Annotated in this window: 26 protein-coding genes and 1 pseudogene; 8 read left to right on the top strand and 19 right to left on the bottom strand. The window is 66.6% G+C overall.

Annotation, left to right across the window (positions count from 1 at the left end; all coding sequences use genetic code 11):
- Window positions 1-52 precede the first annotated feature (52 nt).
- Window positions 53-829 (top strand): IclR family transcriptional regulator, encoded by a 777-nt coding sequence (locus QMK34_RS04025; protein WP_326411589.1) that lies wholly within the window; start codon window positions 53-55, stop codon window positions 827-829.
- 255 nt (window positions 830-1,084) lie between these two features.
- Here the strand turns inward: QMK34_RS04025 and QMK34_RS04020 are convergent, their stop codons facing one another.
- From QMK34_RS04020 to QMK34_RS03955, 14 genes and pseudogenes are all read right to left on the bottom strand, one after another.
- A complete protein-coding gene (locus QMK34_RS04020; RefSeq protein WP_326411587.1) occupies window positions 1,085-1,699 on the bottom strand; it encodes a nuclear transport factor 2 family protein in 615 nt (204 codons plus the stop codon).
- A gap of 314 nt (window positions 1,700-2,013) precedes the next feature.
- On the bottom strand, window positions 2,014-2,319 hold the full coding sequence (locus tag QMK34_RS04015) for an acetone carboxylase subunit gamma (protein WP_326411585.1): 306 nt from the start codon (window positions 2,317-2,319) through the stop codon (window positions 2,014-2,016).
- The gene (locus QMK34_RS04010) at window positions 2,316-4,301 is read right to left on the bottom strand and encodes a hydantoinase B/oxoprolinase family protein (protein WP_326411583.1); all 1,986 of its coding nucleotides are present in this window, start codon (window positions 4,299-4,301) and stop codon (window positions 2,316-2,318) included. The genes QMK34_RS04015 and QMK34_RS04010 overlap by 4 nt, the downstream gene beginning before the upstream one ends.
- Before the next feature lie 48 nt (window positions 4,302-4,349).
- Complete coding sequence (locus tag QMK34_RS04005) at window positions 4,350-6,455, bottom strand: hydantoinase/oxoprolinase family protein (protein ID WP_326411581.1); 2,106 nt, start codon at window positions 6,453-6,455, stop codon at window positions 4,350-4,352.
- A 110-nt stretch (window positions 6,456-6,565) separates the two neighbouring features.
- Window positions 6,566-8,191 carry an MFS transporter gene (locus tag QMK34_RS04000; protein ID WP_326411579.1) on the bottom strand — a complete coding sequence of 542 codons (1,626 nt, stop codon included), beginning with the start codon at window positions 8,189-8,191 and terminating at the stop codon, window positions 6,566-6,568.
- Window positions 8,192-9,643: 1,452 nt separating this feature from the next.
- Window positions 9,644-9,907, bottom strand: coding sequence for a hypothetical protein (locus QMK34_RS03995; RefSeq protein ID WP_326411577.1), 264 nt, complete (start codon window positions 9,905-9,907; stop codon window positions 9,644-9,646).
- Window positions 9,908-10,118: 211 nt separating this feature from the next.
- On the bottom strand, window positions 10,119-10,721 hold the full coding sequence (locus QMK34_RS03990) for a carboxylesterase family protein (protein WP_326411735.1): 603 nt from the start codon (window positions 10,719-10,721) through the stop codon (window positions 10,119-10,121).
- A gap of 94 nt (window positions 10,722-10,815) precedes the next feature.
- Window positions 10,816-11,517, bottom strand: a pseudogene (locus QMK34_RS03985) (dienelactone hydrolase family protein); the annotation flags it as partial.
- The gene (locus QMK34_RS03980) at window positions 11,514-12,053 is read right to left on the bottom strand and encodes a cupin domain-containing protein (protein WP_326411575.1); all 540 of its coding nucleotides are present in this window, start codon (window positions 12,051-12,053) and stop codon (window positions 11,514-11,516) included. The pseudogene QMK34_RS03985 and the gene QMK34_RS03980, both read right to left, overlap by 4 nt.
- Window positions 12,054-12,066: 13 nt before the next feature.
- Window positions 12,067-12,330: a hypothetical protein gene (locus QMK34_RS03975; protein WP_326411573.1), complete on the bottom strand. Its 264-nt coding sequence runs from the start codon at window positions 12,328-12,330 to the stop codon at window positions 12,067-12,069.
- An 83-nt stretch (window positions 12,331-12,413) separates the two neighbouring features.
- Complete coding sequence (locus QMK34_RS03970) at window positions 12,414-12,851, bottom strand: VOC family protein (protein ID WP_326411571.1); 438 nt, start codon at window positions 12,849-12,851, stop codon at window positions 12,414-12,416.
- Between the two features lie 2 nt (window positions 12,852-12,853).
- Window positions 12,854-13,282: a GlcG/HbpS family heme-binding protein gene (locus tag QMK34_RS03965; protein ID WP_326411569.1), complete on the bottom strand. Its 429-nt coding sequence runs from the start codon at window positions 13,280-13,282 to the stop codon at window positions 12,854-12,856.
- 1 nt (window position 13,283) lies between these two features.
- On the bottom strand, window positions 13,284-13,604 hold the full coding sequence (locus QMK34_RS03960) for an ester cyclase (protein WP_326411567.1): 321 nt from the start codon (window positions 13,602-13,604) through the stop codon (window positions 13,284-13,286).
- The gene (locus QMK34_RS03955; RefSeq protein ID WP_326411565.1) at window positions 13,564-14,949 is read right to left on the bottom strand and encodes an MFS transporter; all 1,386 of its coding nucleotides are present in this window, start codon (window positions 14,947-14,949) and stop codon (window positions 13,564-13,566) included. The genes QMK34_RS03960 and QMK34_RS03955 overlap by 41 nt, the downstream gene beginning before the upstream one ends.
- Window positions 14,950-15,053: 104 nt before the next feature.
- On the opposite strand from QMK34_RS03955, the gene QMK34_RS03950 reads away from it, so the two are divergent.
- Window positions 15,054-15,659, top strand: coding sequence for a TetR/AcrR family transcriptional regulator (locus tag QMK34_RS03950; RefSeq protein ID WP_326411563.1), 606 nt, complete (start codon window positions 15,054-15,056; stop codon window positions 15,657-15,659).
- Between the two features lie 447 nt (window positions 15,660-16,106).
- The gene (locus tag QMK34_RS03945; RefSeq protein ID WP_326411561.1) at window positions 16,107-16,574 is read left to right on the top strand and encodes an SRPBCC family protein; all 468 of its coding nucleotides are present in this window, start codon (window positions 16,107-16,109) and stop codon (window positions 16,572-16,574) included.
- A gap of 782 nt (window positions 16,575-17,356) precedes the next feature.
- On the opposite strand, the gene QMK34_RS03940 is transcribed toward QMK34_RS03945, so the two are convergent.
- Window positions 17,357-18,136, bottom strand: coding sequence for a cytochrome c biogenesis CcdA family protein (locus QMK34_RS03940; RefSeq protein ID WP_326411559.1), 780 nt, complete (start codon window positions 18,134-18,136; stop codon window positions 17,357-17,359).
- Window positions 18,133-18,747: a TlpA family protein disulfide reductase gene (locus QMK34_RS03935; protein ID WP_326411557.1), complete on the bottom strand. Its 615-nt coding sequence runs from the start codon at window positions 18,745-18,747 to the stop codon at window positions 18,133-18,135. The genes QMK34_RS03940 and QMK34_RS03935 overlap by 4 nt, the downstream gene beginning before the upstream one ends.
- 106 nt (window positions 18,748-18,853) lie before the next feature.
- Between QMK34_RS03935 and QMK34_RS03930 the strand changes: the two genes are divergently transcribed.
- Window positions 18,854-19,501, top strand: a complete 648-nt coding sequence (locus QMK34_RS03930; protein WP_326411555.1) for a class I SAM-dependent methyltransferase — start codon at window positions 18,854-18,856, stop codon at window positions 19,499-19,501.
- Here the strand turns inward: QMK34_RS03930 and QMK34_RS03925 are convergent, their stop codons facing one another.
- On the bottom strand, window positions 19,502-20,464 hold the full coding sequence (locus QMK34_RS03925; RefSeq protein WP_326411553.1) for a M56 family metallopeptidase: 963 nt from the start codon (window positions 20,462-20,464) through the stop codon (window positions 19,502-19,504).
- Window positions 20,461-20,817 (bottom strand): BlaI/MecI/CopY family transcriptional regulator, encoded by a 357-nt coding sequence (locus QMK34_RS03920; protein ID WP_326411551.1) that lies wholly within the window; start codon window positions 20,815-20,817, stop codon window positions 20,461-20,463. The genes QMK34_RS03925 and QMK34_RS03920 overlap by 4 nt, the downstream gene beginning before the upstream one ends.
- A gap of 227 nt (window positions 20,818-21,044) precedes the next feature.
- Here QMK34_RS03920 and QMK34_RS03915 point away from each other — a divergent pair, with 227 nt between their 5' ends.
- From QMK34_RS03915 to QMK34_RS03900, 4 genes are read left to right on the top strand one after another with little or no spacing between them, the layout of a single operon-like run.
- Window positions 21,045-22,004, top strand: a complete 960-nt coding sequence (locus QMK34_RS03915) for a cytochrome c biogenesis CcdA family protein (protein WP_326411550.1) — start codon at window positions 21,045-21,047, stop codon at window positions 22,002-22,004.
- Window positions 21,985-22,725 (top strand): peroxiredoxin family protein, encoded by a 741-nt coding sequence (locus QMK34_RS03910; RefSeq protein ID WP_326411547.1) that lies wholly within the window; start codon window positions 21,985-21,987, stop codon window positions 22,723-22,725. The genes QMK34_RS03915 and QMK34_RS03910 overlap by 20 nt, the downstream gene beginning before the upstream one ends.
- Window positions 22,722-23,015, top strand: coding sequence for a glutaredoxin family protein (locus QMK34_RS03905; protein WP_326411545.1), 294 nt, complete (start codon window positions 22,722-22,724; stop codon window positions 23,013-23,015). Before QMK34_RS03910 ends, QMK34_RS03905 begins: the two co-directional genes overlap by 4 nt.
- Window positions 23,012-24,955 (top strand): copper resistance CopC/CopD family protein, encoded by a 1,944-nt coding sequence (locus tag QMK34_RS03900; RefSeq protein ID WP_326411543.1) that lies wholly within the window; start codon window positions 23,012-23,014, stop codon window positions 24,953-24,955. Before QMK34_RS03905 ends, QMK34_RS03900 begins: the two co-directional genes overlap by 4 nt.
- A 108-nt stretch (window positions 24,956-25,063) precedes the next feature.
- Here the strand turns inward: QMK34_RS03900 and QMK34_RS47685 are convergent, their stop codons facing one another.
- Entirely contained in the window at window positions 25,064-25,204 is a 141-nt protein-coding gene (locus QMK34_RS47685) for a DUF1707 SHOCT-like domain-containing protein (RefSeq protein WP_442785097.1), read from the bottom strand.

The following is a 25,204-nucleotide window of genomic DNA, read 5'->3' as shown; positions in this document are numbered from 1 at the left end:
ATTAGTCCCGGACGACCAGCCCGTTCCGCCGAGGCGAGGAAGGCGCCCCCCGGTGGGCGAACCCGTACTCGATCGGGTGTTCCGCATCCTTCAAGCGTTCGGGCCCTCAGACCGGTCGCTGACGCTGACATCCCTCAGTGTTCGCGCGGACCTTCCGAAGAGCAGCGCCCTCAGGATCGTCCGCAAACTTGTCCAGTGGGGGGCGTTGGAACGCACCGCTCGCGGAGAGTTCGTGATCGGTCTGCGACTACTCGAAATCGCGTCGTTGGCTCCGCGTGGCCACGGGCTCCGCGCGACCGCGCTGCCGTACATGGAGGACCTCCACCACGCTAGTGGACAGCACGTCCTGCTCGCTGTTCGCGATGAACTGGAGGCCGTGCTCGTTGAACGACTCTCGGCGCGCCAGGCCGGAAACGTCCTCTACCGGGTCGGCGGGCGCCTCCCGTTGCACGCCACCGGCGTTGGACTCGTCCTGCTTGCCAACGCCAGCGCGGACCTCCAGGAGCAAGTGCTCGAGGGCGACCTCACACTCACTCCTGAAGGCGAGCGAATCTCCAGCCTCGAGCTACGCGCTCCTCTCGCCGAGGTGCGCCACAGCGGCTCGGCCGTCGTATCACGTCAGTATCCAGAGCCAATGACGTCCGTAGCTGCCCCGGTCTTCGCCCCCGACGGCGCAGTCATCGCCGCACTATCGGTAGTTGCGCCACTCGGATTCGACGCCACCGCCGCCAAGGTCGGGGTTATCGCCGTGGCCCGCGCCGTGTCACGAGCAATAACTCAATCCACGACAGTGGAACCCCACGATGGAGTAGGCCAACAGCACCATTGACCACGACAGCGCGACAGGAACCGCCGACCAACAGTTGGCGTGCTGGCTCGCCCACACGACGCGACGGTGGCCATTTCGAAGCCTGTACGGTCCAGTCCAGTCCAGTCCTTCAGATTCACTGGAACCCAAGTCCCACGAGGGCGAAGACGTGCTCGTCGAGCGGACCCGCCTACACGAATTGCCAGTCCACGGGCTTTATCAACCAAGTCACCAATAATTCGCCGCTAACGGCTCCGCCGCTCTTCGTTCAACTAGTCATTCCAGCGCACCGGCACTGTCCGCGCCGGCCAGCCACGCGGCACCCTGCGCATAGAGTCTATTTACGGAACCTCCGGTCAAGCCGGGCAGTCCATTTTTAACGGTGAAACCGGCCCCTTCCTGAAGGTAGGCTAGGTGCCGGTAACCCTCCGGGAATCTCTTCAACTGGCCGATATCCAGTGCGACCTTCGCATCTGGCTCGACGGGATCCATGCGATCCATTTCGTAAATAGGTTGACGACGCACAAGTCGCCAACGCTCGTCCTCAATAGCGAAAAAGTCGAAAAAGCGGCCAGTACATACGACGTCGACCGCGACCTGGTGAACATATGAGCGCTGACTTATTGTCATCTTTGTCTGCGCAACAGCCCGCTGATCATCAACCTCGACCGACGTACCGCCGAGAAAATGCAAAATACGCGCTCCACTTTCGAATCCCCTGCGACTGGCCGCAATAAACTCAGAGGCCGATCCCTCAAACCAGGTCGCCGTCATGAATCCCTTTGAGTGCCATACCGTCGCAAAGCGCTCCCAGTCACCGGCATCACGCCAGATGACCCAATTCTCGATGAGGTCACGGATCTCCAAGGTATCCAGATACTGGGCGCGCATTTAACTTCCTTCGGGCTGCATAGAGGGCGAACGTCGGCAGATACCCCGACTCTTCCGACAGGCGAACGGAAACGTCAGGCCCACGCCATCATGACCGGCGAAAATGGGCATTGACTGGTGCGCATTTCGGCTCTGCAAGTGGCCCAGGTCGCCAAGGCGGTCGGCTAGGGCCTGTGGCCATCGGCTAATCGGCAGGCGACTCAACGAATTCCGGGCCTCGCCAATTGTCCGGCATAGCTCTGCTGCCGAGAGACACGAAATGTCAGATCACCAAGCTCGATCGTCTACGCCTCACCCGAGCAGCGGATCCAAGCTCATTCGTCCGCCAGTCCCCCTAGCCGCTTGACTCGAATACCTTCGTCTGCCACCGCGAGGATCTCGGTTTGAAGTGCTGTCAAGCAGCCCGGACAGAAGAACTGACGGAAGACAACCGGCGCGTTGACATATACCGCAGGGTCCTCGGCCACCAGGCTCCCGCCGTCCTGGGCCGGCCTCTCACGCACAAGAGCCTCCTTCAACCATTCATTCGCCGTTCCCACGACGGTTCCGCAGTGTGTGCATAGAACGCTGCCGCTCGAACTTACGAGGTTGTCGTCGAGCCTCTTCGTATTGGTTGTCATGAGGAGGCTCCTGCAACTCCAGCGCGATCCTTCCGTAGAGTATCCCGACGCCGTTCAGTCTCGGTATCGTTTACTCCTGTCTCGGTCGTCAAAACTACTCCGTAAACCTCGTTGGCCGCCCTACTCGATACTTTGCCGTTGTTGACGTCTGAAAGCACAAGACTCGGCTGACGGCGTAGAGGATCACCGTACCCGCCGCCACCCGACCATTCGTAGAAATAGACATCGTCCCAGTCCAGGTCTGTCTCCAGCGCCGGGGGAACCACCTCATGGGCCCCTAGGATGGCCCTGAGCGTGCTGGGCATGGACCGGCTCGCCATAAGCTCCCGAATATTGCTGCCGCGGACGATGACCTCGTGGGCTGCGCTGGCGGGGTAGCCGCCACTGATGCCCACGGCCTGCGGCACTGCCTTACCCGACGCGGAACTGACCAAGTGAATGCTCTTGATCGTCGTATCATGAGGAATCATGCAGGACGAGCCGCCAACACCGCCGCGGAACCGGCCTGGACCGCCTGTGTCGGGCTCCTCGCGCCGCCATAAGTAAAGTACCGGGTAGGAGAACTCATTCATTTCGACGTCGGCAATTCGGCCGGCAGCGATCGGTACCTCACCCCCGGTGTCGACGCCGTCGCGGTCGGGTCGCGCGCCGAAGCCTCCGGCCATCACGTCCGAAAGCATCGTGACGAACGGCCTGTCGTACTGGTCGACTCCAGCGAGGAGGGAGAGGCCGAAGGATCCCTTACAGACACTCGTGAAGCTCGGATCATCCGTTTCCTCAGCATCGAGCATAGACGCAACGCACTCGTGGACGGCGTTGGTAGTAGCCCACCCGCTCGCCACGGAGGCCTTGCTGATGCCCGCCGGAAAGGTGCAGTTATTGATGGTGCCGGGCTCGGAGATAATTCGGATGCACCGCATGAGCCCGCCAGTTGACCATGGGATCTTCCCGCAGAGCTGGGTAAGGATCACAGTGACGATGCCACCACGTAGACCGGCGTAGGTGCAGTTGATGAGCCCGTCAACCTGAGGATCAGTACCGGTGAAGTCGAACGTCAGGGAGTCGTCCCTCTTGGTCATTTCGACGGTAATCTTATAAAGACCGCGGTCACCTTGCCTGGCTTGATCCTGGTAGGCCAGGCCCGTCCAGGTCCCATCGGGGAGCTCGCGCAATCGCGCGCGCAGACGAAATTCCGCATCGTCCATCATTTGCCTCATTACGGCCTTGACTACGCCGGCGCCGTACTTCTCAGCGAGCCGAGTGAGCTGCTGCTGGGCGACATTGTTGGCGCCGACCTTCGCGCGCAGATCCAGCGCGACAAGCGCCGGCATGCGGGAACGGCGTAAGTAGGCGTCCTCGACGTCGGCAAGGATTCGTCCGTCGGCAACGATCTTGAGCGGTGGGATCGGCAGCGACTCCCAGAAGACGTCTTCTGAATGCACGGACCAGCTTCCCGGCGAGACGCCACCGAGGTCGACTTGGTGGGCGACCGCGCACGTCCAAGCGAACAGTTCGTCCTCGATGAACAAGGGTGCAAATAGCGAGACGTCGTTTTGATGGATGCCGCCACCGACCCAGGGGTCATTGCAGATGAACATGTCGCCTGCCCGAATGCCCGGGTTGCCGGAGCGGTGCTCCATGGTCCATTTAATGGCCATATCCATCGACGCGCACAGCGCGGTATTGTATAACCCCACCTGCACCGAGTTACCAAATTCGTCCATCACGGCGACACCGAAGTCGTTGGCATCGGTAACCACCACCGAGCCGGACATGCGCTTGACCGCGTCGCCCATCTCCTCAGTGATCGCCCACAAGCGGTGGCGAACGACTTCATAGGTCAGGGGGTCAACGCTGTCTGTCGCGGCAGCGTTGCGGCCGTGAACCTTGAGCGCGGGAGAGATTTTTGCCAGGAGCTCATCGTCTCTTGCCAGTAGCTTGTTCGCGAATTTTTCCGAGCCTGCGACTGGGAAAGCGGTCATGGTTTCTCCTTGATTCAGAAGGGCGTCTGGCACCGCGTCGACAGTGGCTTACTCGAGAGTCTGGAACTCAAGCAGCATGTTCCCGTAAGCGTCGATAACGCCGCGAGTTCCTTCTGGTATTGAGACTGTGGTGGTGGCGGCTTCGACCACGGCAGGCCCACGCAGCGTCGCACCGGGACAGAGCTGGTTGTAGTCGTATACGGCAGTGCGCTGCCACCCGTGCTCGGCCGATAGCCAGACTTTGCGATAGTTTTGCGGCTCGATCGGACCGCTTACCGCGCCAGAAAGCAGCGGTAGTTCTGGACGCATAGGTAGTACCCCTGTAGCAAACGCACGGTAAGTGATCGCCTGTAGACCCGCCTCACGAAAGCCGGAGCCGGCCCCGAACAAGCGTTGATACTTCTCATCAAAGGCTTGGCCAACGCCGATAACTTGGTCGGATGTCAGGATGCCGTTCGGCACAGGCGTCGCGACCTCGGCCAGCTGCATCGAATACTTGATATCAATCTCGCGGGCCGAGATGGTTTCGCTGAACTCGATTCCCTGTCGCGCGAGGTCTGCGGCAAGCTTGGCCTCAAGTGCGCCGAACTCGCTGTTGACCTGGCCAACGTTCAAGGGAAAATTGCTGGGACTCGACGACTCGGCTGACACCAGAATGTCCGATGCCGCAAGCCCATAAGCAGAAAATGCGGAAGCAGTGGTGCCAAGCGGGACTAGAACGCTGCTAACTCCGATCTCGGCGGAGTAGCTGGCGCAATGAACGGGGCCGCAGCCGCCGAAGGCGTAGAGGACAAAGTCACGAGGATCATGCCCAGAGCCTACGACGACGCGGCGCACGAGGTCCGCGGTCTGGGCGTTGGTGATCGCATAGATCGCCGCCGCGGCCTCCTCGACGGTAAGCCCCAGCGAGTCGCCAACGTGGGTGCGTATCGCGTCCTCGGCGAGCTTCAGGTTCAACTTCTTCCGGCCGCCAAGGAAGTAGTCTGGGTTCAGGATGCCGAGAACCAGATTTGCGTCTGTGATAGTCGGCCGCGAGCCGCCGGCGCCGTAGCAAGCGGGTCCGGGTAGAGCTCCGGCACTATCAGGGCCCACACGTAAATTGCCGCCGTCGTCAATCCAGGCGATGGCACCGCCGCCGCTGCCGATGGTGGTGACATCGACCATGGGAGCATTGATCTTGTACTGCCCCAGGATCGTCGTCGGCACAATCACAGGCTGTTGGTCAACAACGAGTCCAACGAGGAACGTTGTGCCGCCCATGTCCGTGGAGATGATGTTGCGATGGCCGAGCAGTTCGCCCATCCGAACACAGCCCACGATGCCTCCGGTCAGCACCGAGCCGACGGTCGTGATGGCCTTGTTCGGAGCGTCTTCGAAGGTCACAGCCCCGCCCGAACCCTGCATGACCAGGAGCGAGCCAGTGAATCCGAGCCCGTGCAGGCGCTGCGACAGTGGGTCGAGGTAGGCACGCAGCCGCGGCGCGACCTGGGTGCTCATAATCGTCGTCACGTTGCGCGAGTACTCACGGATACGCGGACTGAGCGTTGAAGACAGACCAACGTACATTCCGGGGGCTACTTCATTGACAATGCGTTCAACAACCTGCTCATGAGCGGGGTTGCGGAAAGACCAGAGAAAAGATACGGCGATTGCTTCGACATCCAACTTCAGTAGGTCATTGACTGCGTCGCGCACTTCGCTCTCGTCGATGGAAATGATGACTGAGCCCTTGTGGTCGACGCGCTCGGTGATCTCGCGTACAAGCGAACGGTGTACCAACGGTGGGGGCTTGTCGGTTTGAGGCATGTTCTGCATCTGTTCGGGCGACAAACCTGTATGGCGCCCTTCAGCGTTCATGATACGAATCGAGTCTGCATGGCCTTTTGTCGTAAGGAATCCTACCCTGGCCACGTTTCCGGTCACCAAGGCATTGAGGGATGACGTCGTGCCATGGCAGATATAACTGGTGTCAGCGAGGAACTCCTCAAGTGACGTTTCCGCTACGTCCGCAAGCTCTCTGAGAGAGTTGACTACTCCCTCTGCGAGATCCTTCGGCGTGGATGGGGCCTTCGCCGAGAATGCACGTCCGACCTCATTGCCCGCAAATGCGTCGGTGAACGTCCCGCCGATATCAATTCCGATGATGTATGTCATGCAAACTCCTGCTCAAAAATGCGGCCAAGCACGAAACGGCGAATCGTTGGAGAGATCCGATGTGGTCAGGTATTCAACAGTGTTCGTGCTGGAACAGTCCCGCGGGTTGTTTATCCGTGACTGCTTGCGGGACGGTCTGCTGGTTCGACCACTGCCGCGTGTGGCGGGAGTTCGGCCCGATGATTATTGTCGCGGAGAAACACAGCGGCGATGGCGGCCATGATCGCGGCCAAGACGGCGCCGACATACCCGCCGTTAGCTATCCCCTCACCGAGAGCAGTCGAGGCCGCTTGGCCCACCGCTGGGAACTTGTCCCCGATCCCGGACCCCAGGACCGCCAGCACACCGCCGTGACCGTTGACCTCGGCCACTACATGCCCCACCTCAGGCGGGAGGCCCAAACTGCCAAGGCGACTTTGGAAGGCCGGCGCGGAGCGAGCGAAGGTCACTGCGCCGAGGATGGCGATCCCCAGCGGGGGGCCCACCACGCGCAGCGTCTCCTGAGTGGACGCGGCGGTGGATTCCAGTTCAGCTGGCACCGAGTTGACTGCCGCCGCGCTCACGCCCGCCGTAGTAGTGACCTGACCAATCGCATAGAAAAACACAAAGCCGAGCGCTAACGCGAACGATGTGTTCTCAATTGGCGCCCAGGCCAACCAGAGGTTCGCCACCGTGAAGGACAGCAGGCCACCCACAACCAAGGCCCGCACGCCGGCGAATCGGGCCAGCGCTGGGCGGCAGGCAAAACCAATGATACTGGCCACAACCCCGATAAGTATGAGCGCCATGGCGGTAAACTGGGGCGAGTGACCTTGAGCCACGGCGAGTCGGAGTGAGAAGAGGTAGGCGCTGCCGATGGAAACGAACCACGAAACCACGGCGAGAATCGCTGCCAGCGAAAACGCTTTGATACGAAAGATGGAAAGATCAAGCATCGCGGCCGGACGTTTTTCGGCGAGGACGAAGCAGAACGCTGCCACCACTGTCACGATAAACGCGCTGACGACCAACGGCGCCCCCCAGCGGGTCGCCGAGCCTTGGATCACAGCGAACAGTAAAGCCGTCAAGACGACGACCAGGATCGCCTGGCCCCGCACGTCAATCGACCTGGGTCGCTCGGCCCTGGAATTCGCACCGACCGTCTGAATAAGCACCATTCCCAGCATAGCGACGACTGCCAAGCCGAGGAAAGCGCCTTCAAAGCTGTTCCTCGTGGCCAGGAAACCACCGAGTAAGGCGGACACGATAGGACCGGCGGAAAGGCTGCCAGCAAAGGCTGCCAAGTACATGGGACGCCGGTTGGAGTTGCGGCTAGCGGCCGCCACCATAGCCAGGGAAACGGCGCCAAGGCCACCAGATCCGATGCCTGCCAATACCTGGCCGGCACACAGCATCGGCACGGAACCGGCGAACCCAGATATGGCCTCCCCTGCGGCGAGCACACCGGCGCTCACCACGAGGACTCGCCTCCGTCCAAAGTGGTCCGCTAGCGTGCCGGACAAGTAGGCTGCCGCGGCCGCGCCCAACCACACGACGGAGACCGCCCAGGTCAGTTCAGTGCCGTTGATCTGCAGCTTGACTGCGATGGACCCGGTGATCGTGCCGATGAGGCTCGGTGCGGCTAGCGCCAGCAAAATGGCGAAGCACCCGGCGATCAACGATCCCAGGTGACTGCGGAAAACTTCGCTGGAACCATCAAAGGCGCGAGGCTCACGACGGGGCGGTGCCTTATCCATGTCTTGACTCACCTGACATTTCTTCCCGGTGTATTTGGTTCAGGATTAATTGTGCGCTGAAATGTTGCGATCTCTTCCGTTCTCGGTTTTGTTGACTGCTACATAGCTGTGGTGGTGTATTTTGCTGTCCGTTCCGCCGCATCCGCGAGCTCGCGGGCGTCGATGGGCGGCGCACCACGCTTGACCTCGGTATCGAAGATGCAAGTCCACGCGTCGTGCCTTTCCGCGTCCCAGGTCGACGCTCCGCGCTCCTGCAATGACCGTTCGCGAAACGCAGCAGCCGATGTTCGTCGCTGGCGACCGGCTTGGGCCGTCCATTGCAGAATGTCGGCGGGCCACAACTGCCGGGTTTGCGTCCGGTAGTGATCCCACGTCGCTTCTAGTACGTCCGAGTCGCCACAGTCCTTGAACAGTTCCGCCCAGAAGTAGTCTCCCGGCTCGTCTGGTTCCGATGACTGATCTATTGCGCGCCGAATCCGCAAGACCTCGCGCGCCGTGTAAATGTCCGCGGTTGGAATAGGGGCCGGCCTTGACGGTAGTTGAAGTCGGTCGCCTGCGGTCGTGGATGAACTGAGGGCTTTCCAGTTCCTCGATCGGGTAGCCGCTGCAGGACCGCAGCACACCCCGTCCGCGACGAGGACTGTCGTCTGCTCAGGCGCTGAGCGGGTCTCGATAGTCACGGCCACGATGGTGCGGCAGGTGACCTACGCCACAACACGCTAGTTTCATTCATTGGCACAATCGATCCTGGATGCTCGAGCTGGGGCCACCAAGGGGAGGAAGGCGTCCCCATGTCGGCGAACCGTGTGTCCCCCGATTGGCCGGAGTCGGCTTGACGCTGCCGACAGGACAGCCGACAACCACCCAGTCACCTCAGGCCACAGCGACGACGTGCTTCGAACTCTCCCTCTCGTGAGATCGCTACGCGAACACTGACCTGCGATGACGCTGACGGTGTGAGACATCCCAAGTGAGGATGATTCCTGACCGGGGGTGGTACCGGAGATCCTTATGAACGTGTCCACATCATCTGACCCGATTCCGCGGACAGCGGGCCGACTTGATCTTCACGTGTGGCTAATGATCTACGGGTGGCTGTTTCTGAGGTACGGGCACGCTTGTGGCCCGGCAGTCGCGCCTGGGTCGCGGTGTCCGAGGTCTTCTTGGCCGAGGCCACGCGGGACGCGGGTGCCCGGGAGACGCCGCGGCCATGCGTCTTCTCTCGATGAGAAGATCGGTCATCCGGCGTGCGGCCCGGACGACCGATCTCTGCCGACGTGGTCGCCTTCCCCCGCGTCCCGGGCCGCACTGCACACCTCAAAGTCCGGTCTCCGCACTGGACTCGGTAGTGATCGCCGCGAACAGCGGACGAGGTCGGCCGCTGATCCGGCGCTGCCGTGAAGGGGGCAGCCAACGCCCGGACCTCATTGGTCGCGTCGGGTGGCTTCTTCGTCAATCCCCACCAGCAGGGCGAACTGCTCGGAAGTGCCGCGCGGGTCCTGACTCGCGCAGGGTGGAGATCCCTGCGGTCAGGGCGTTGGCGGTCAGATCCCGCGGCTCGATGGCGTCGCCGATCAGCGTGTATCGCGGGTCGTCGCGGGTGCACTCCGGCCAGGCGGCGCCGTCCGGGCCGCGTGGGCGACCGGTATGCGCGAACTCCGTCCACACGTGCCGCAACGTCACGGAGACCGCGAGGTCGGTTTCGTCGCCTGCCACGGTGCCGAACACGTACGGGAGTTCGGCACCGTGGCAGGCCAGCAGGCCCGAGCGCCGGGCGGGCAGGCGAAACTCGCGCGAAGTGGTAGTAGTAGGCGTCGCGGTCGAGCCCGGCGAAGCGGCGATATGTTGCCAAAGCGGGCTCCAGCCACACCGCGGTGGTGGACAGTTCCACGAGCGCGCCGTACGGATCGGCCCCGGCGAGGACGGCTCAGGACTCCGGCCATCGTCGCCAGCGTCCGCGGGGTGTAGACGTCCGCCGGGTCGAGGTCCGGCTGGCCGTAGAGCCCAGGCGGGCGGTGGAAGAACCGCGCCTCGTCCTGGGTCGTGCCGAAGAGGACGGCCACGTCCGGCGTCCATTCCGACAGGTCCTCGGCCACGACGTCGTCGTCGCGGGCCGGGTACCAGACGAGGTTCGCCGGCGTGTGCACCTGACCCGCGGGCGGCACGATCCCGGACTCGGCCAGGGATGCCTCGCGAACGGCTTCCGCGGGCAGCTCGCGCAGGACATCGAGGTCCCGGCCACCCAGCCGGTCGAAAAGCGCCGCGCTGTGCCGAGCGACCCGCTCGGCCGACGGGGAGGCCACCACCGCGTAGTCCTCGAACCCCGCGCTCTGGATGACGGCGCGCCGGGCACCGAGAGCAGGGTGCGAACCGCCGCAGCGCCCGCGGACTGGCCGAACACCGTGACGGTGTCCGGGTCGCCGCCGGACGCTGTGCTGTTCGCCGCGACCCAGCGCAGCGCGGCCACCCAGTCGAGCACGGCGAAGTTCGATCCGGCTTCGGGATGGGCGGCGAACCCGAACGCGCCCAGCCGGTAATTGAGGGAGACGACCGTGACGCCGCCGCGTTCGCGCCCGGCGACCCATCCTTGCTCGACGCGGGCTTCGGCGCAGGTGGTCGCCGAAGAAGGCGTCGATGCGCTTCCACGCGTCCGCCGCCGAATCGGGCTCGGGGCCGATCCCGGCGACGCGCATGAGCGGGCGCAGCACGCGCGGGCCGGCTTCGTCGTCGTTGAGGAAGGCGTGGCTCGCGGCGGGATATTCCTTGACGTCGTGTGGGACTCCGGCGTTCGTGAGCGCCGTCTCCAGCTTGGCGGCAGCGCCCCGAAGCGACGGGTCGCGACGGCCGTAGCTACCGACAATCGGGCACGCGCCCGCCAGCGCCTCGTCGAGGTTCGCTGGCAGCTGCCCGTAGTTGACAGCCGCGGCGTCGTACCCCGCTCCGGCGTTCAGCAGCGCGAACCCGCCGCCCATGCAGAAGCCGATGACGCCGATCTTGCCGGTGCAGTGCCCGGCTCCGGCCAGGTACCGGCGCGCGACCTCGATGTCGGCGAAGGCTCGGCCGCTGCCCTTCAGCATCGCTCGCATGGTCGACACCAGGCACCGGCGGGCGCCACCTTCGCTGTAGAGGTCGACGGCGAGGGTCAGGTAGCCGAGGCTCGCGAGCCGGTCGGCGTGCCGGCGCATCACGTCGTCGATGCCGAAGATCTCGTGGACCATCACCAGCGCGGGCCACGGCCCGTCACCCGGTGGGGTAGCGAGGTAGCCGCGCAGCGACGGGGATCCGCCGCGCTCGGCGGCGAGTCCGGACAGGTCGAGGTCGGTCATCGTGCCTCCCGCGGCAACGCGTCGATCATGGTCCCCAGCATCAGGCACGGGGCGTCGGACCGGTTGCTCCAGCCGTGATTCGTACCCTGGATGATGACGGTGTCCGACGCCTTCAGGTGAACGTCCTCGTCATCAAGGACAAGGTGGATCTCGCCGCGGACGACGTGGATCACGTCGAGCGTGTCGGTGCGGTGCATGGTCGGGCCGCGCCGCCGGTCGGCGTCGGTCGGCTCGTGCCGCTGCCCCACCAAGATGTTGACGTCGGCGAACATCTTCTGGTGCGTCCCGGGTTCCGGGTCCGGCCAGAGTTCCAGGGCCCGCACCAGCATCCCGCCGGGAAACGGCGAGCGCGCGGCGCCGCCGTCGAGCGAGCGGTCCCCGTCGATGTCGTTGTCCACCGGGGTTTCGCGGGTCTTCCAGAGCGTGCCGCGCCAGAAGAACCCGGGCTGCTCCTGCTGGTTGGGCAGGCCGGTCCGGAGCACGGCCGAATGGCCGTTCTCGTCGAGGCCGACGACGTAGCGTCGCAACTGCGCCATGGTGGTGGTCCTTTCAGCACGAGGAGGGGAAGCCGCTCGGCGGCGCCGGAGGCCGCGTGTAGCCAGCGGTGCCCGCGTCTGCGGCGGCGGCCTCGCAGGTGTGCATGGTGTCTTCGAGCGCGCGCGGGTCGAGGGCGCTGTGCTCGGTATCGAGCCAGACGTAGTCGAACCCAGTAGCGCCGAGCACCTCGATGAGCGTGTGGTTCCCGGTGAAGCACTGCATGCCGATGGGCACGACGTGCTCGTCGAGCATGGTCAGCAGGCGGTTTCGCGGCATCCCTCACTCCAAACAGAAACGATCGATTTCACTTGACTGTGATGGTAGCCATCGCGTTCACCTAACGCAACCGATCGTTTCCGTTATGGATCCACGTGCCGCTCCTGGAACGGGACCGCGCCGAAGCCGCCGGCGGGCGCGGTGAAGAGACGGACGACGATCCCGTCCGGGCCCTCGACCTCGATCGACCGGCCAGTCCTGCGCCGCTTGATCGGCGTGCAGGCCGCACCAACCGTCCGCAGATGCCCGGCCCAGGCTTCGAGAGCCGCGTCGTCCGGGACCTCAAAGGTGACCGGGTCGTAGCCGGGCCGAGCCGGGTAGCCCGCGTCGGCGATCCGCAGTTCGATCATGCCGGGAAAGCCGGACAGCTCCAGGATCACACCGAAGAGCGCGCCCAAGGCGTCGTGGTGGTCGAACCGCTGGATGTGGCGCGCACCCAGGACCTGCGTGAACCACGAGACTCCGGCATCGAGGTCGCCGACGACGAACGTGACGTGGTGGACGCCGCTGATCGCAGGCACGCCTATTCGCCGGGATCCGCAGCCAGCCCGGCCGCTTCGATACCCGCGAGTGCGCACGCCTCGTCGGAGTCGGGCAGGTGCCCGCTGACCCCGACGGCGCCGATGATCCCGCCCGCTGCGTCGCGAACCAGCACTCCCCCGGCAACCGGCACGAGGTTCCCCTCGGCCAGCGCGGTCAGCGCCGCGACGAAGTGCGGGTGCGCCTCGGCCCGCCGAGCAAGCGACCGGCTGCCCACGCCCAGGTTCAACGCGCCAGCGGCCTTGCCGCGGGCGATCTTCTCGCGCAGCAGCGACGACCGGTCCTCGCGGGCGAAGGCGACGAGCGCTCCCCCGGCGTCGAGGACCGCGACGGTCATCGGCGGCAGGTCCGCGGCACGCGCGTGCGCCAAGACCGCTGAGACGATCGCCTGGGCGTCGGTCAAGGCGACCACGTCACTTCCCTTCCGGCTGGGTGACGATGTCGGCGACGGCCCAGTGGTCGACGTAGCGGCAGTCCTCGATCCGGATAGTGTCGAGGACGCAGAACTCGACGGACCGCCCAGTCGGCGCCCAGCCCTGGAAAGTCCCCCGATGGGTGCCCCGGCAGGACTTGCGGGTGACGATCCGGTCCGCTTCGGCCACCAAGTCGTGAAGGGTGACCGCCAGGTCCGGGAAGGCCGGGCGGAGCACCTCGGTGACGAAGTACGCCTTGGTCTCGCGGAAGACGTCCAGGTCACAGCCCTCGATGAAGACTTTGTTGAAGTGGGCGACCACGGCTTTGTCCCTTTCCTGCTGAATATTCATGGGGTACGGCCTTTCGGTGGGTGCGGGCGAGAAACCTCGCGAGGGCGAAGACCGCGAGGGCCGCGCCCAGCGACGTCGACCCGGTGACAAGGAACAGTTCCGGCGTGCCGACGCCGAGCGTGACCAGCAGGCCGCCCAGTAGCGGCCCAGCAATGCCACCGATCCGGCCGATCCCCACCGCCCAGCCGATCCCGGTGGCCCGGACCGACGTCTCGTAGAACCCGGCGCACAGCGCGACCGTGCACATCTGCGCGCCCACGCTGAGGCTCCCGGCCAGGAAGGCCGCGACCAGCAACGTGCCGGCCGAACCGCCCGCGTGACCGATCGCGGCGATGGCCACCGCGCCGAGGGCGAAGGCCGAGCCGATGACCACGGTGGGCCGGGACCGGTCGGCGAGCCGGCCGATCACCAGGCAGCCGACGACGGCGCCGAGATTGAGGGCCACGACGCCGAAGATCGCCGACGCGGCGTCGATACCGCTTTGCCTGGCCAGCAATGGGATCCAGTTGGTCAGCAAGTACGTGAGTAGCAGGCTGAGGAACAGCGTCGCCCACAGCAGCAACGTGCCGCCCGCCCGTCCCTCGGTGAACAGGCGGGTCACCGAGGACCTGGTCTCCTCGGGCTCGGGCTCGACGACACCGTCGATGCCAAGCCGTCGCAGGACCGCGCGCAGCGCGTCGTCGTCTCCCTTGACGGCGACGAACCGGGCGGACTCAGGCAGGCGCGCCCCCAGCAGTGGGACCAGCAGGATCGGCACGACGCCGCCGACGAGGAACACGCTGCCCCAGCCGAAGGCCGGGATCAGCCGCGCCGAGGCGAGGCCACCGGCGACGGCGCCGAGCGGGAACCCGCAGAACATCAGCCCGACCACCGTGGCTCGCATCCGGGCCGGGGTGCACTCGGCCGTGATAGCGATGACGCACGGCAGCGCACCCCCCAGTCCGAAGCCGGTCACCAGCCGCAGGACGCCGAGCGCAGTCAACGAGGTCGCGAGCGGGGTGAGCAGCGAGCACCCGGCGAACACCGCCATCGCCACGAGCAGGGTCGGCTTGCGGCCGTACCGGTCGCCGGTGAAGCCGAAGAAAATGGCGCCAACCAAGCCCCCGAACAGCCCGATACCGAACACGACACCGAACGACGCGGTCGCGATGCCCCACTCGGCGGCGATGTCCGGCGCGACCAGGGCGATCGACTGGGTGTCAAACCCGTCGGCCATCGCGACCAGGGCGCACAACAAGACGACGGCGACCTGGCCGCGGCCGAGGCCCCCGGCGTCGAGGATGTGGTCAAGCCGGGGACGAACGTCGTTGTCCATCGGGGAACCTCTCGCCAAAAAGAAACCTACGTTTCTGTTTAGCGGGGAGCCTAGGCTCGCGACCAACGTAGCGCAAGCGATCGTTTCCGTTTAGACTACGAGGCGTGCCCAGACTCAGCGAGAAGACCCGTGCGGACCGCCGGCAGCACATCCTCACGAGCGCGTGGAAGTGCTTCTCCCGCAACGGCTTCCACGCCACGTCCATCGACGACGTGATCGCCGAGACCGGTATGTCCTCCAGCGCGGTCTACCGCTACTTCCGCAGCAAGGACGAGATCATCGACGCGACGACCGAGGAGGGCTTCACGCGCGTGCGCGGGATCTTCGTCGCGATCCTCGACCGCGACCCGTGCCCCTCCCCCGCCGAGACGGTGGTTCTGCTGACAGGCGAACTGGACAGCCGGACGACCCACCCGGACTACGACATGACGCGCATCGCACTGCAGGCCTGGGCCGAGGCGCTGCGCAACCCGCGCCTGCGAGAGCGCGCGCACACGATCTACACCGACACTCTCGACCACATCGACGAACTGGCCCACCGCTGGCGACAGGATGGCCACCTGCCCCCGGACGCGGACACCCGCGCCGCGGCGACGACGTTGTTCTCCTTGATGCACGGGCTGATCGTGATGCATCACCTGGTCGACGACGTGCCCGCCAAAACACTCCACACCGGACTATCCCTGCTCGGCACGAGCATCGGCCGCTGACCCACCACCGGCCGCCGCCATCGCGGGCACCACCGCCTTCATCGCCGTGTAGCAGACCACAAACTCAACCGCAGGTCTTCATCGGTCACCGTCGCGTCTCCGGACGGACCGGCCGACGCGTACGCCATCACAGTGTCGGGCGGTGGATGCGGCAGACCGACGCTATGAGCAAGCAGAGCATCGCTCATTTGACCCCGGGGCAACGGTTCCTCATGATGCGGGATCCTTTTCGCGATAGAGCACGATGTCGAATGGGTGCACCGGTCTTGGTTAGTTCACACCCGACATCCACCGCGGGGCAGGTGAAGGCGAGCCGACAATGCATGGCGTGGTCGTCGTTTCAAGCCGACGTCAGTGGGTATACCTGGATAGTCCCCGGGTTACGGCGCGGATCTCCCCCGCTCCACACAGCCCGGAAAAGCGATTCTCGAAGGAGTGAGTCACTCGATGAGCACCATCACCGAATCCGTCGACGTGAAGGTCGCCGTCTCGACCGCCTACAACCAGTGGACGCAGTTCGAGTCGTTCCCGCGATTCATGGACGGCGTCGAAGAGATTCGCCAGACCGACGCGACCCATACCCACTGGAAGATCAACGTAGCGGGAGTCACCAAGGAGTTCGGCGCGACGATCACCGAGCAGAACCCCGACGAGCGGGTCGCCTGGAGGTCCGACTCTGGGCCGACACACGCCGGGGTGATCACGTTTCACCGCCTGGATAACGACACCACCCGGGTGACCGCGCAGATGGACATCGATCCCGACGGATTCGTCGAAAACGTCGCGGACAAGCTCGGGATTCTGGACCGCAAGGTGAAGGCCGACATGGAACGCTTCAAGACGTTCATCGAAAATCGTGACGGTCACGAGACCGGTGCGTGGCGCGGCGATGTCGACCGCCCCGCCCAAAACTGACGCGGCCCGCGAGTTTCCCAGCGGTGGCAGGCGTTCGTCGCGGTTCTGCCTGCCACCTCGGCCAAGCCCGGCACGGGCCACTTGCCGGGCTTGGCCGCCTGCCGTCCGCAGACGGCGGCAGCGGCCCTCACCCTCGCTGGCGAACTGGAACTGACCTGGCTACCACACCCGCCACCTTCAACCCGGTGATCAGGACCATCCGGTCGCTACCTTTTAGAACGCGTCTGAGAACTGTCGCAGCAGCCGCCGCTCGAAGCCTCGGGCGCCTGTCCTGCGAAGCCGCCCACCCTCCACAAAGGACAGAAAGTCCACCCATTCGCCCGTTTCATACCGCCACGACCGTTTCATGCGTGCCCCTGAAGGCCACCATGACAGCGTTAAACGCCGTGAAGGCTCCCATCAGGGCACACGGCAAACCTGGGGTCGCGACCGAAGGGAACGCGGCCCTAGGCACCAAACTGGACGACATGACATCAGTTTCCGGACGCCTTCTGAGGCCGACATCAGCCTCGACCTCCCCGGTGCCACCCTCATCAACTTGACCTCAACCACTGCCATCTCAACGAGGCTTCGCTGGAGCGTCGTCCTCGCGTCGCTCGGTCACCGGCTGACCTTCGCAACGCGCGCCGGCCGAGGGCAAGATCCAGGCGACAACCGCCTTCGGCGCGCTGTCGCTGGTCAACCACAGTCGGTGTAGCTGTGTGGCGCGCAGCGTTGCCAGACGTCCCCGGACACTCTGGGGCAGAACTGGGACTACCCGGCAAACACACTGTGGGCGAGGGTTAGATCGGGATGGTGAAGCTGGCGATGGGCCCGCGCAGCCAGGCGATGACCTCGCCCCACAGGCCGGTGACCAGCGCGACGCCGATCACGATCAGCAGCACCCCGCCGACCTGCTGGACGCGCCGGATGTGACGGCGCACCCAACTGGTGGCGTTGACAGCCCAGCGGGCGCCAAGGGCGAGCAGGATGAAGGGCAGGCCGAGCCCGAGGCAGTAGGCGGTGATCAGCAGCAGGCCGCGCCCGGTGGTTGGCCCGACCTGGGTGCCGCTGGCCAGGGCGATCACCCCGGCCAGGGTGGGGCCAAGGCAGGGGGTCCAGCCCAGCCCGTACACGGCGCCGAGTACCGGCGCGCCCCAGAGGCCGTCGCGGGGTTTGTGCCGGAGTTTCACACCGCGTTGCAGCATCGGGACCATGCCGAGGAACACCAGGCCCATGGCAATGGTGACCACGCCGCCGATGCGCTGCAGGAGTTCTTCGTTAGCCAGCAACGCATCCGAGAGCCCGAGTACGGCCATGGTGGCGGCGGTGAAGACGACGGTGAAGCCGAGCACAAACAGCAGTGCCGCCCCGGCGACACGCCACCGGCCGCTGATCGGCCTCGCGGCCGCCTCGCCGGTGACCGGAGGAGGATCGGCACCGACCAGGCCGGCGAGGTAGGCCAGGTAGCCCGGCACCAGTGGTAGGCAGCAGGGCGAAGCGAAGGACACCGCCCCGGCCGCGATCGCCAGCAGCGCGGCCAGCAGCAGGGGCCCGGACACGGCCAGGTCAGTCAAGTTCACGATGGCCGTCCCGGTGAGGCGGTCGGTTCGGCGGCGACGCGCCGCACGACGGGCAGCAGGTCGCTGGCGATCAGGGCGACCAGGAACACGGCGGCCACCCGATGCCGGCGGTCGAGCACGATCGTGGAAGGCACGACGCTGCGCGGGTAGCCGTTCAGCGCCAGCAGGGACCGGCCGGACGGGTCATAGATCGAGGGGTAGGTGCCCTTCCGGTCGCGGACGAAATCTTCGGCCGCGGCGCGGTCGTCCCGGACATCGACGCCGAGGAACTGGACTCCGGACGCCGCGGCTTGCTCGAACACCTTCTCCAGTTCGGGTGTCTCGGCCCGACAGGGCCCGCACCACGAACCCCAGATGTTGACCACGACGACAGTGTCGGTGTAGTCGGACAAGCGGATCTGCGTGCCCGGCTTCTGCAGGTTCTCCCCGTTCAAGTCCGGCGCCGCGCCCCGGTTCTCGGGCGGGTCGTAGAAGATCGTCGTCTTCCCGCCGGGCGAGACGAACTCGAACGTGCTGCCTCGTGCGACCGCGTCGGTGCCGCCGCTGCACGCGGTCAGCGTCAGCAGCCCGGCAACGGCGAAGGCGAGGCCCGGCCACCGCGTCCTGCGCATCCTGGCTCCCTCGATCGACATCTACGTAGCTACTTCGTAGGTTAGTAGATACTGCCGACCGGTTCATGCGGGGCTACGGTCGGGGCGTCCGAGGAAGGGTGTAGCGATGGCAGATCTCTCCGAGTTCCAGCATCCGCGGTTCGCGCGGATGTACGAGCGGATCAGTGCCGAGTCCGAGCAGCGCGGCACCGCCGAGCAACGAGACTTGACGCTGGCCGGACTGGCCGGACGGGTGATCGAGGTCGGCGCCGGCAACGGCCTGAACTTCACCCACTACCCGGAAACCGTGACAGAAGTGGTGGCGGTGGAGCCAGAGGACCGGTTGCGCGCACTCGCGAAGCGGGCCGCCGCGCACGCTCGGGTGCCGGTCCGGGTGGTGGCCGGGCACGGAGGTGCCCTGCCCGGAGAGGATGGCGCGTTTGATGCCGCGGTGGCCTCGCTGGTGCTGTGCTCGGTCGCCGACGTTCCCGCGGCGCTGGCGGAGATCGGCCGGGTGCTGCGGCCGGGTGGGGAGCTGCGGTTCTTCGAGCATGTGCGCTCGATCAACCCACTGCTGGGACTGCTGCAGGATGCGCTGACCCCGTTGTGGTCACGGGCGGGGGGTGGTTGTCATCTCAACCGGGACACCGCCGAGTCCATTCGGGCGGCCGGGTTCGACATCGGGCCCCTGCATCGCTTCTCGTACGCCCCGTTGCGGTTCGTGCCGCCGCACGCGCACATCATGGGGAGCGCCCGCTTACCGGACGGACGATGATCAGCCGGTCATCGGGCCGCACAGGGCGACCCCGGTCGTGGCCAGCCCGCCCGCGAGGAGCGGCCCCAGGGTGATCAGGACTGCTGTGGTGCCCAGCAGCAGGCGTACCCGCAGTCGGCGGGCGGGTCCGGGTGGTGCGGCGAGGCGTTCGGCGCGGGCCAGCACGCCGACGCCGCTGGCCCCGAGGGCCCCGGCGGGAATGGGTGCTGCGCCGGAGAGTGCCAGCAGGGCCTGCAGCACGGTGCCGCGGCCATGGGTGCGCGCCGCGGCGTCGTCGGCGCACATTTCCAGCAGCCGGGCGATCTCGGCGGCGCCGGTGGCGACCAGCGCGATCCGGGGCAGGATGGCCGCGAGCCCGCGGGTGAGGGCCAGGCACAGGTGGTGGTGGCCGGCCAGATGGGCCCGCTCGTGGGACAACACGGCGTCCAGGTGGCGGTCGTCGAGTGCGGCCAGCGCCCCGCGGGTGAGCACGATGGTGTGCGGTCGGCCTGCTACGCAGTAGGCAGCGCGTTCCGGGATGTCGAGCACGACCGCGTCCAGCTTGGCGTCGTGTCGACCGGCGAGGCGGGCCATCGTGGCGTGCTCGTAGGTCGCGGCTCGCGCCCGCAGCAACGACCGGCCCAGCCGCGCCAGCAGCAATGTCACGGCCGCCGCGGCGAACGTGGCGAGGGAGAGCAGTCCGATTTGGACTCCGATGCCGTAGCTGCCGGTGGCGACGGCGCGTAGTTGTGCGAAGCAGGTGCTCAGAATGGTCGGGCGGGGCTGGCTCCAGTCGCGCACCAGCTCGGCTGCCAGTAAACCCGCGGCGACAGCCCATGAGCCGACGACGCTGCCGATGGCGGCCAGCCACGCCGCGACCCCGAGTCGCGGCGCGGCCCCGGCGTAAGTGAGCCGGATCAGCGGGCGCGGGGCGAGTATCGCGACGGCGAAGCTGTAGAGCAGCAGGCAGGCCGCGACGCTCATCCTGTTTCCTCGGAGGCGAGCCGTCGCAGGGCGGCGGATTCCTCGTCGCTCATCTGCTCCAGGAAATGGCTGAGCACCAACGAGGCGTTCCCGCCGGCGTCGAGCGCGTCGCGCATCAGCCGGGCGCTGTACTGCTCGCGGGTCAGGCTCGGCCAGTAGAGGAACGCCTTGCCCTGCCGCCTGCGGGCCAGCCAGCCCTTGCGGTGCAGGTTGTCCATCGTGGACATGACCGTGGTGTAGGCGATCTCGCGGGACAGGCGCAAGTCCTCGAACAGCTGGCGGACCGTGGTCTCGCCGTCCCGGTCCCACATGCGGTCCATGACCACTGCCTCCAGCTCGCCGAACCCGCGCACGCCACCTCCTCATCGAAACCGCCGACCGTCCCCCACAGGGTACGTCGGCGACCGGCTCGCCCTGTCTCCCCAGGTCGCAGACACGGCGAGCCGGTCGAACAGGGACCTCACGCCACCAAGCTACTATCTACGTACGGAGACCGTAGATAGTAGCTGTTCAGGCCACTCAAGGCGAGGAGGAACGATGCGGGAGCTGCTGCCGGACCTGGTGGCTGTGGAGCTACGCCATGGGTGAGCTGCTGTTGTCCACGACGCTGCTGGCGTCTTTCCTCGGTGGCATGGTGGCGCTGCTGGCGCCGTGCTGCGTGTCGGTGATGCTGCCCGCCTACCTGGCCACCGGGTTCCGGCACCGCGGCGGCGTGCTCCCTGCCACCCTGATGTTCGGGGCCGGGGTGGCGACGGTGATCCTCCCGATCGGGCTGGGCGCCACCTTCCTGAGCCGTCTGCTGGTCGACGGGCACCTGTGGATCTTCTCGATCGGCGGCATCCTGATGATCATTGGCGGGGTCGCCGTGCTGGCGGGCTGGAAGCCGAACCTGCCGATGCCCGGCGCCCGCGCGGTCAAGGAAGGAAGCTTCGGCTCGGCCTATGTGCTGGGCGCGTTCTCCGGGGCGGCCAGCGCTTGCTGTGCCCCGGTGCTGGCCGGGGTGGCGGTGCTTTCCGGCGCCGCCGCCTCGTTCCCCGCGGCGCTGGCCATCGGTGCCGCCTACGTCGCCGGCATGGTCGCGCCGCTGGCACTGGTCGCGCTGCTGTGGGACACCCGCCGGGAACGCGCCGCCCGGCTGCTGACCGACCGCACGATCCGGTTGCGGCTGGGCCCATGGCAGCGGCGGCTGGCGTTGGGCAGCGCGGTCGGCGGCGGGTTGATGATCGCCATGGGCGTGCTCGCGATGGTGCTGGCGTTCACCGGACCCGGCATGCCCAGCGGCGGCTGGCAGACCGACCTGAGCGCCTGGCTCCAGCACATCTCCAGTCTCGCCCTGGCCGCCCTGTCCTGGATCCCCGGCTGGGTCCTGCTGGTCGTGCTGCTGCTCGGGTTCGCCCTGCTGGTGCGCCGAGCCCGACGAAACAGGACCGCGACCGCGACAACCCCGGCCTCATCGCCGCCGGCCTGCTGTGCCGAGCAGAACGACACCCTGACCCCCGTCACCGTCGAGGAGAACCGACGTGAGCAAGACCAGCGGTAAGACCACCAATCAATCCCCGGTCGGTAAACGCGTCCGCCAGACTCAGACGCGCCAGCACCAGCAGGCCAACCGGTCGATACGCGACGTTCGTGACTCGTCCCACCGTCCAGTGTGGACCATCGCCGGTGTTCTGGTGGTCGTCCTGGTGGTCGCAGTCCTCTACCTGATTTACCAGAACTCCCAGCGAAACCAGGCAACCACGGCGACCGGCGGCGGGAGTGGCTTCAGGCACACGGCCGGCCAACCCGGTGTCGGCACGGCGGCTCCCGCGTTCACGCTCGCGGCCAGCGAGGGCGGCCAGGTCAGCTTGGCTGATTTCCGTGGCAAGAGCGTGCTGCTGTACTTCCAGGAGGGCCTGTCGTGTCAGCCGTGCTGGGACCAGATCAAGGATCTGGAACAGAACCAGCAGGCACTGAAGAACGCGGGGGTCGACGCCGTCGTCTCGATCACCACCGACCCGGCTACCTTGATCGCCCAGAAGATGGCCGACGAGAAGCTGTCGACGACGGTGCTGTCCGACCCGGACCTGGCGGTGTCGCGCGCCTATCACGCCAACTCCTACGGGATGATGGGCGATATGCGCGACGGCCACAGCTTCTTGCTGGTCGGCCTGGACGGGACGATCCGCTGGCGGGCCGATTACGGCGGGTCGCCGGACTACACGATGTTCCTGCCCACCCAGAAGATGCTCACCGACCTGGCCACGGAACGGAAACCGTGAGCGAACCCGCGGCGGACGGTGAGCCGGTGGAGATCACCCTGCTCACCCAGGACGATTGCGGGTTCTGCGACCACGCCAAACAAGTCCTCGACCGCCTTGGAGCCGAGTATCCCTTGCAGGTCACCGAGATCGACCTCGCCACCGAGGACGGCCGGCGGCTGGCCGCGCAGGCGGGTGTGCTGTTCGCGCCGGGCGTTGTGGTGGCCGGGCAGCCGTTCTCGTTCGGACGGCTGCCCGAACGCAAGCTGCGCCGCGCCCTCGACAAGCGCTTCCCGCACCATCACGCATGACCACGACCGTCCCCTCGTGGCGCCACGCTCTTCGCCGCATCGCCGTGCTTGTGCTCCTGGTCCTCGGTGCGGTCCTGCTGGGCGCGACACCGGCCAGCGCGCATCCGACGCTGCTGTTCACCGACCCCGCCGCCGACACCGCGGTCCCCGACACACCACCAGTGATCACGCTGGTGTTCAACGAGGCCGTCACGGCCGGCCCGCACGCCCTGACCCTGCTCGACGGCGACGGGCGCACCGTGCCGCTCGCTGCCACGACCACGGCCCGCGACGGCCACGTCGTCACGGCCAAACTCGCGGGAAAACTGGACCCGGGCACCTATCGGGTGCGCTGGCAGGCGACCGGGTCCGACGGTGACCAGGTCGAGGAAGAGTTCCGCTTCGCCGTCGGCACCACGGTCACCGGCACCGGCACGACCGGTGGCCCGTCGACCTCGTGGGGCGAGGCGGCCCTGCGGTGGCTGCTGTTCACCGGCCTCGCCCTCGCGCTGGGCGGGGTGCTCGGCGAGCGCCTCACCGCCTCCGCCCGTGCGGAGAACCCCCGCCTTCCCGTCCTGCGCTCGTGGGTGCCGCCCGGTGTGCTCGTCGGGCTGGGCGGCGCAGCGGGGCTGGCGATCCTGCTCATCGCGGACACCAGCACGCCGACCGCCCTGTGGCAGGGCCGAGTCGGGCCGCTGCTGATCGCTGAAACCCTGGGGTTGACCGTCGCGTTCGGACTCTCTGTCGTCCGAAGTGGACGGTGGCGGCCGTGGACGGTCGTACCGCTGGTCGTCGTGGTGCTCGCCGAGGGATGGCGCTCACACGCGAACGTGACCACACCGGGGTTCGGTGCCCTGCTCACCGGCGTGCACCTCGCTGCGGTCGCGGTCTGGGTGGGCGCCCTGACGCACGTGGCCCGCGCCATCCTCGTGTGGCGCGGGGAGCGCCCGGCGGTGCGGTGGGTGCTGGCCGGCTACCTGCGGCTCGCCGCCTGGATGTTCGCGCTCGTCGTGACCACCGGGGTCATCAGCGCACTGCTGCTGGTGCCCCTCTCCGCACTGCTGAGCACCACCTACGGGCAGATCCTGCTGATCAAACTCGGCCTCGTCGCCCTTGCGACCAGCCTGGCGCTCACCGCCCGACTCGCCCTGCGGCGCCGGGACCTCCCCGACCGGGTGCGCCTGCTGACCCGCATCGAAAGCGTCGTGCTCATCGGGGTGCTCGCGATCAGCGCGGTACTCGTCTCGACCCCGCCCGCCACCAGCAAGCAACCCGGACCACCACCACCCCGCGGGCAGGTCGTCCCGCTGAGCACCCTGGCCGGTCAGGTCGGGGTGACCGCGCAGGCCAGCGACGGGCAACTGGTGGTGCGGCTGACCACACCACGCCGCGGCGACTACTACGCGCCCCAAACGGTCCAGCACTTCACGCTCTCCGGCCGGCTCACCGCGCCGCGTCAGGACAGCACGCCGGTCGAGTTTCATGGCTGCGGCGACGGCTGCTTCATGTCCACTGTGGACTGGAAGGCAGGTGACAACGTGCTCAGCCTGCACGCCGACGCATCCACCTGGCTGGGCGGCACGGTCAGCCTGCTCGTACCCTGGCCGGCCACCTCCGGCACGGCCGAACTGGCCCGTGCGGTGCAGGCGCTGCGCCGAATGGACCGCCTCACCCTCTACGAGTCCGTCACCAGCGACACCACCACCGCCCTGCCCGAACCCCAGCAGCTGGACCTGACCGGGGAGTTCTTCGCCTCCCAGGAGCCCTACGCCGCAGGCAGCGCCCCGATCGCCACGCGCATCTCCCGCGACGGCCAACCGGTCCGGCTCGCCCTGGGCTACCCGGCCGCCGCCATCACCGTCGCCCTGACCCTCGACGGGCGGGGGCGGCTCAGCGAGGAAACCCTCACCGACGACACCCACCTGATCCACCGCCGGTTCGTCTACCCCGGCCACGACTGACCGCAAGGGGTCAGCCGCACAGGCGGCCCACCTCCGCCATCATCTGGCTCATCGCGTCCGCGGTCACCGGACCCGCCGCTGCCAGCAAGGGGCCCGCCGCGAGCACGATCACCGTCGGCACCAGCCATCGCGGCGAGGTCGTCCGCGCGGCGATGGCTCAGGGACGGGAAGATCACAGGTCAGCGCATCGAGGTCGCCCAGGGTGCGAGCCTGGTACGCGACGGCCGACCGCTCCGGGAACTCCTCCAA

It is taken from the genome of Amycolatopsis sp. H20-H5 (genome assembly GCF_035828755.1).
In the GTDB taxonomy this organism is placed as follows: Bacteria; Actinomycetota; Actinomycetes; order Mycobacteriales; family Pseudonocardiaceae; genus Amycolatopsis.
The sequence above is the reverse complement of the archived record's forward strand: the minus strand, read 5'-3'. Positions and strand labels throughout refer to the sequence as shown.

Excerpts from the sequence above, each read along its gene's own strand:
- QMK34_RS03930 (WP_326411555.1), top strand. The coding sequence starts at position 18,854 with ATGGCAGATCTCTCCGAGTTCCAGCATCCGCGGTTCGCGCGGATGTAC.
- QMK34_RS04005 (WP_326411581.1), bottom strand. The coding sequence starts at position 6,455 with ATGACATACATCATCGGAATTGATATCGGCGGGACGTTCACCGACGCA.
- QMK34_RS04010 (WP_326411583.1), bottom strand. The coding sequence starts at position 4,301 with ATGACCGCTTTCCCAGTCGCAGGCTCGGAAAAATTCGCGAACAAGCTA.
- QMK34_RS03915 (WP_326411550.1), top strand. The coding sequence starts at position 21,045 with ATGGGTGAGCTGCTGTTGTCCACGACGCTGCTGGCGTCTTTCCTCGGT.
- QMK34_RS04000 (WP_326411579.1), bottom strand. The coding sequence starts at position 8,191 with ATGGATAAGGCACCGCCCCGTCGTGAGCCTCGCGCCTTTGATGGTTCC.
- QMK34_RS03955 (WP_326411565.1), bottom strand. The coding sequence starts at position 14,949 with ATGGACAACGACGTTCGTCCCCGGCTTGACCACATCCTCGACGCCGGG.
- QMK34_RS03980 (WP_326411575.1), bottom strand. The coding sequence starts at position 12,053 with ATGGCGCAGTTGCGACGCTACGTCGTCGGCCTCGACGAGAACGGCCAT.
- QMK34_RS03925 (WP_326411553.1), bottom strand. The coding sequence starts at position 20,464 with ATGAGCGTCGCGGCCTGCCTGCTGCTCTACAGCTTCGCCGTCGCGATA.
- QMK34_RS03900 (WP_326411543.1), top strand. The coding sequence starts at position 23,012 with ATGACCACGACCGTCCCCTCGTGGCGCCACGCTCTTCGCCGCATCGCC.
- QMK34_RS03975 (WP_326411573.1), bottom strand. The coding sequence starts at position 12,330 with ATGCCGCGAAACCGCCTGCTGACCATGCTCGACGAGCACGTCGTGCCC.
- QMK34_RS04020 (WP_326411587.1), bottom strand. The coding sequence starts at position 1,699 with ATGCGCGCCCAGTATCTGGATACCTTGGAGATCCGTGACCTCATCGAG.
- QMK34_RS04015 (WP_326411585.1), bottom strand. The coding sequence starts at position 2,319 with ATGACAACCAATACGAAGAGGCTCGACGACAACCTCGTAAGTTCGAGC.
- QMK34_RS03945 (WP_326411561.1), top strand. The coding sequence starts at position 16,107 with ATGAGCACCATCACCGAATCCGTCGACGTGAAGGTCGCCGTCTCGACC.
- QMK34_RS03935 (WP_326411557.1), bottom strand. The coding sequence starts at position 18,747 with ATGCGCAGGACGCGGTGGCCGGGCCTCGCCTTCGCCGTTGCCGGGCTG.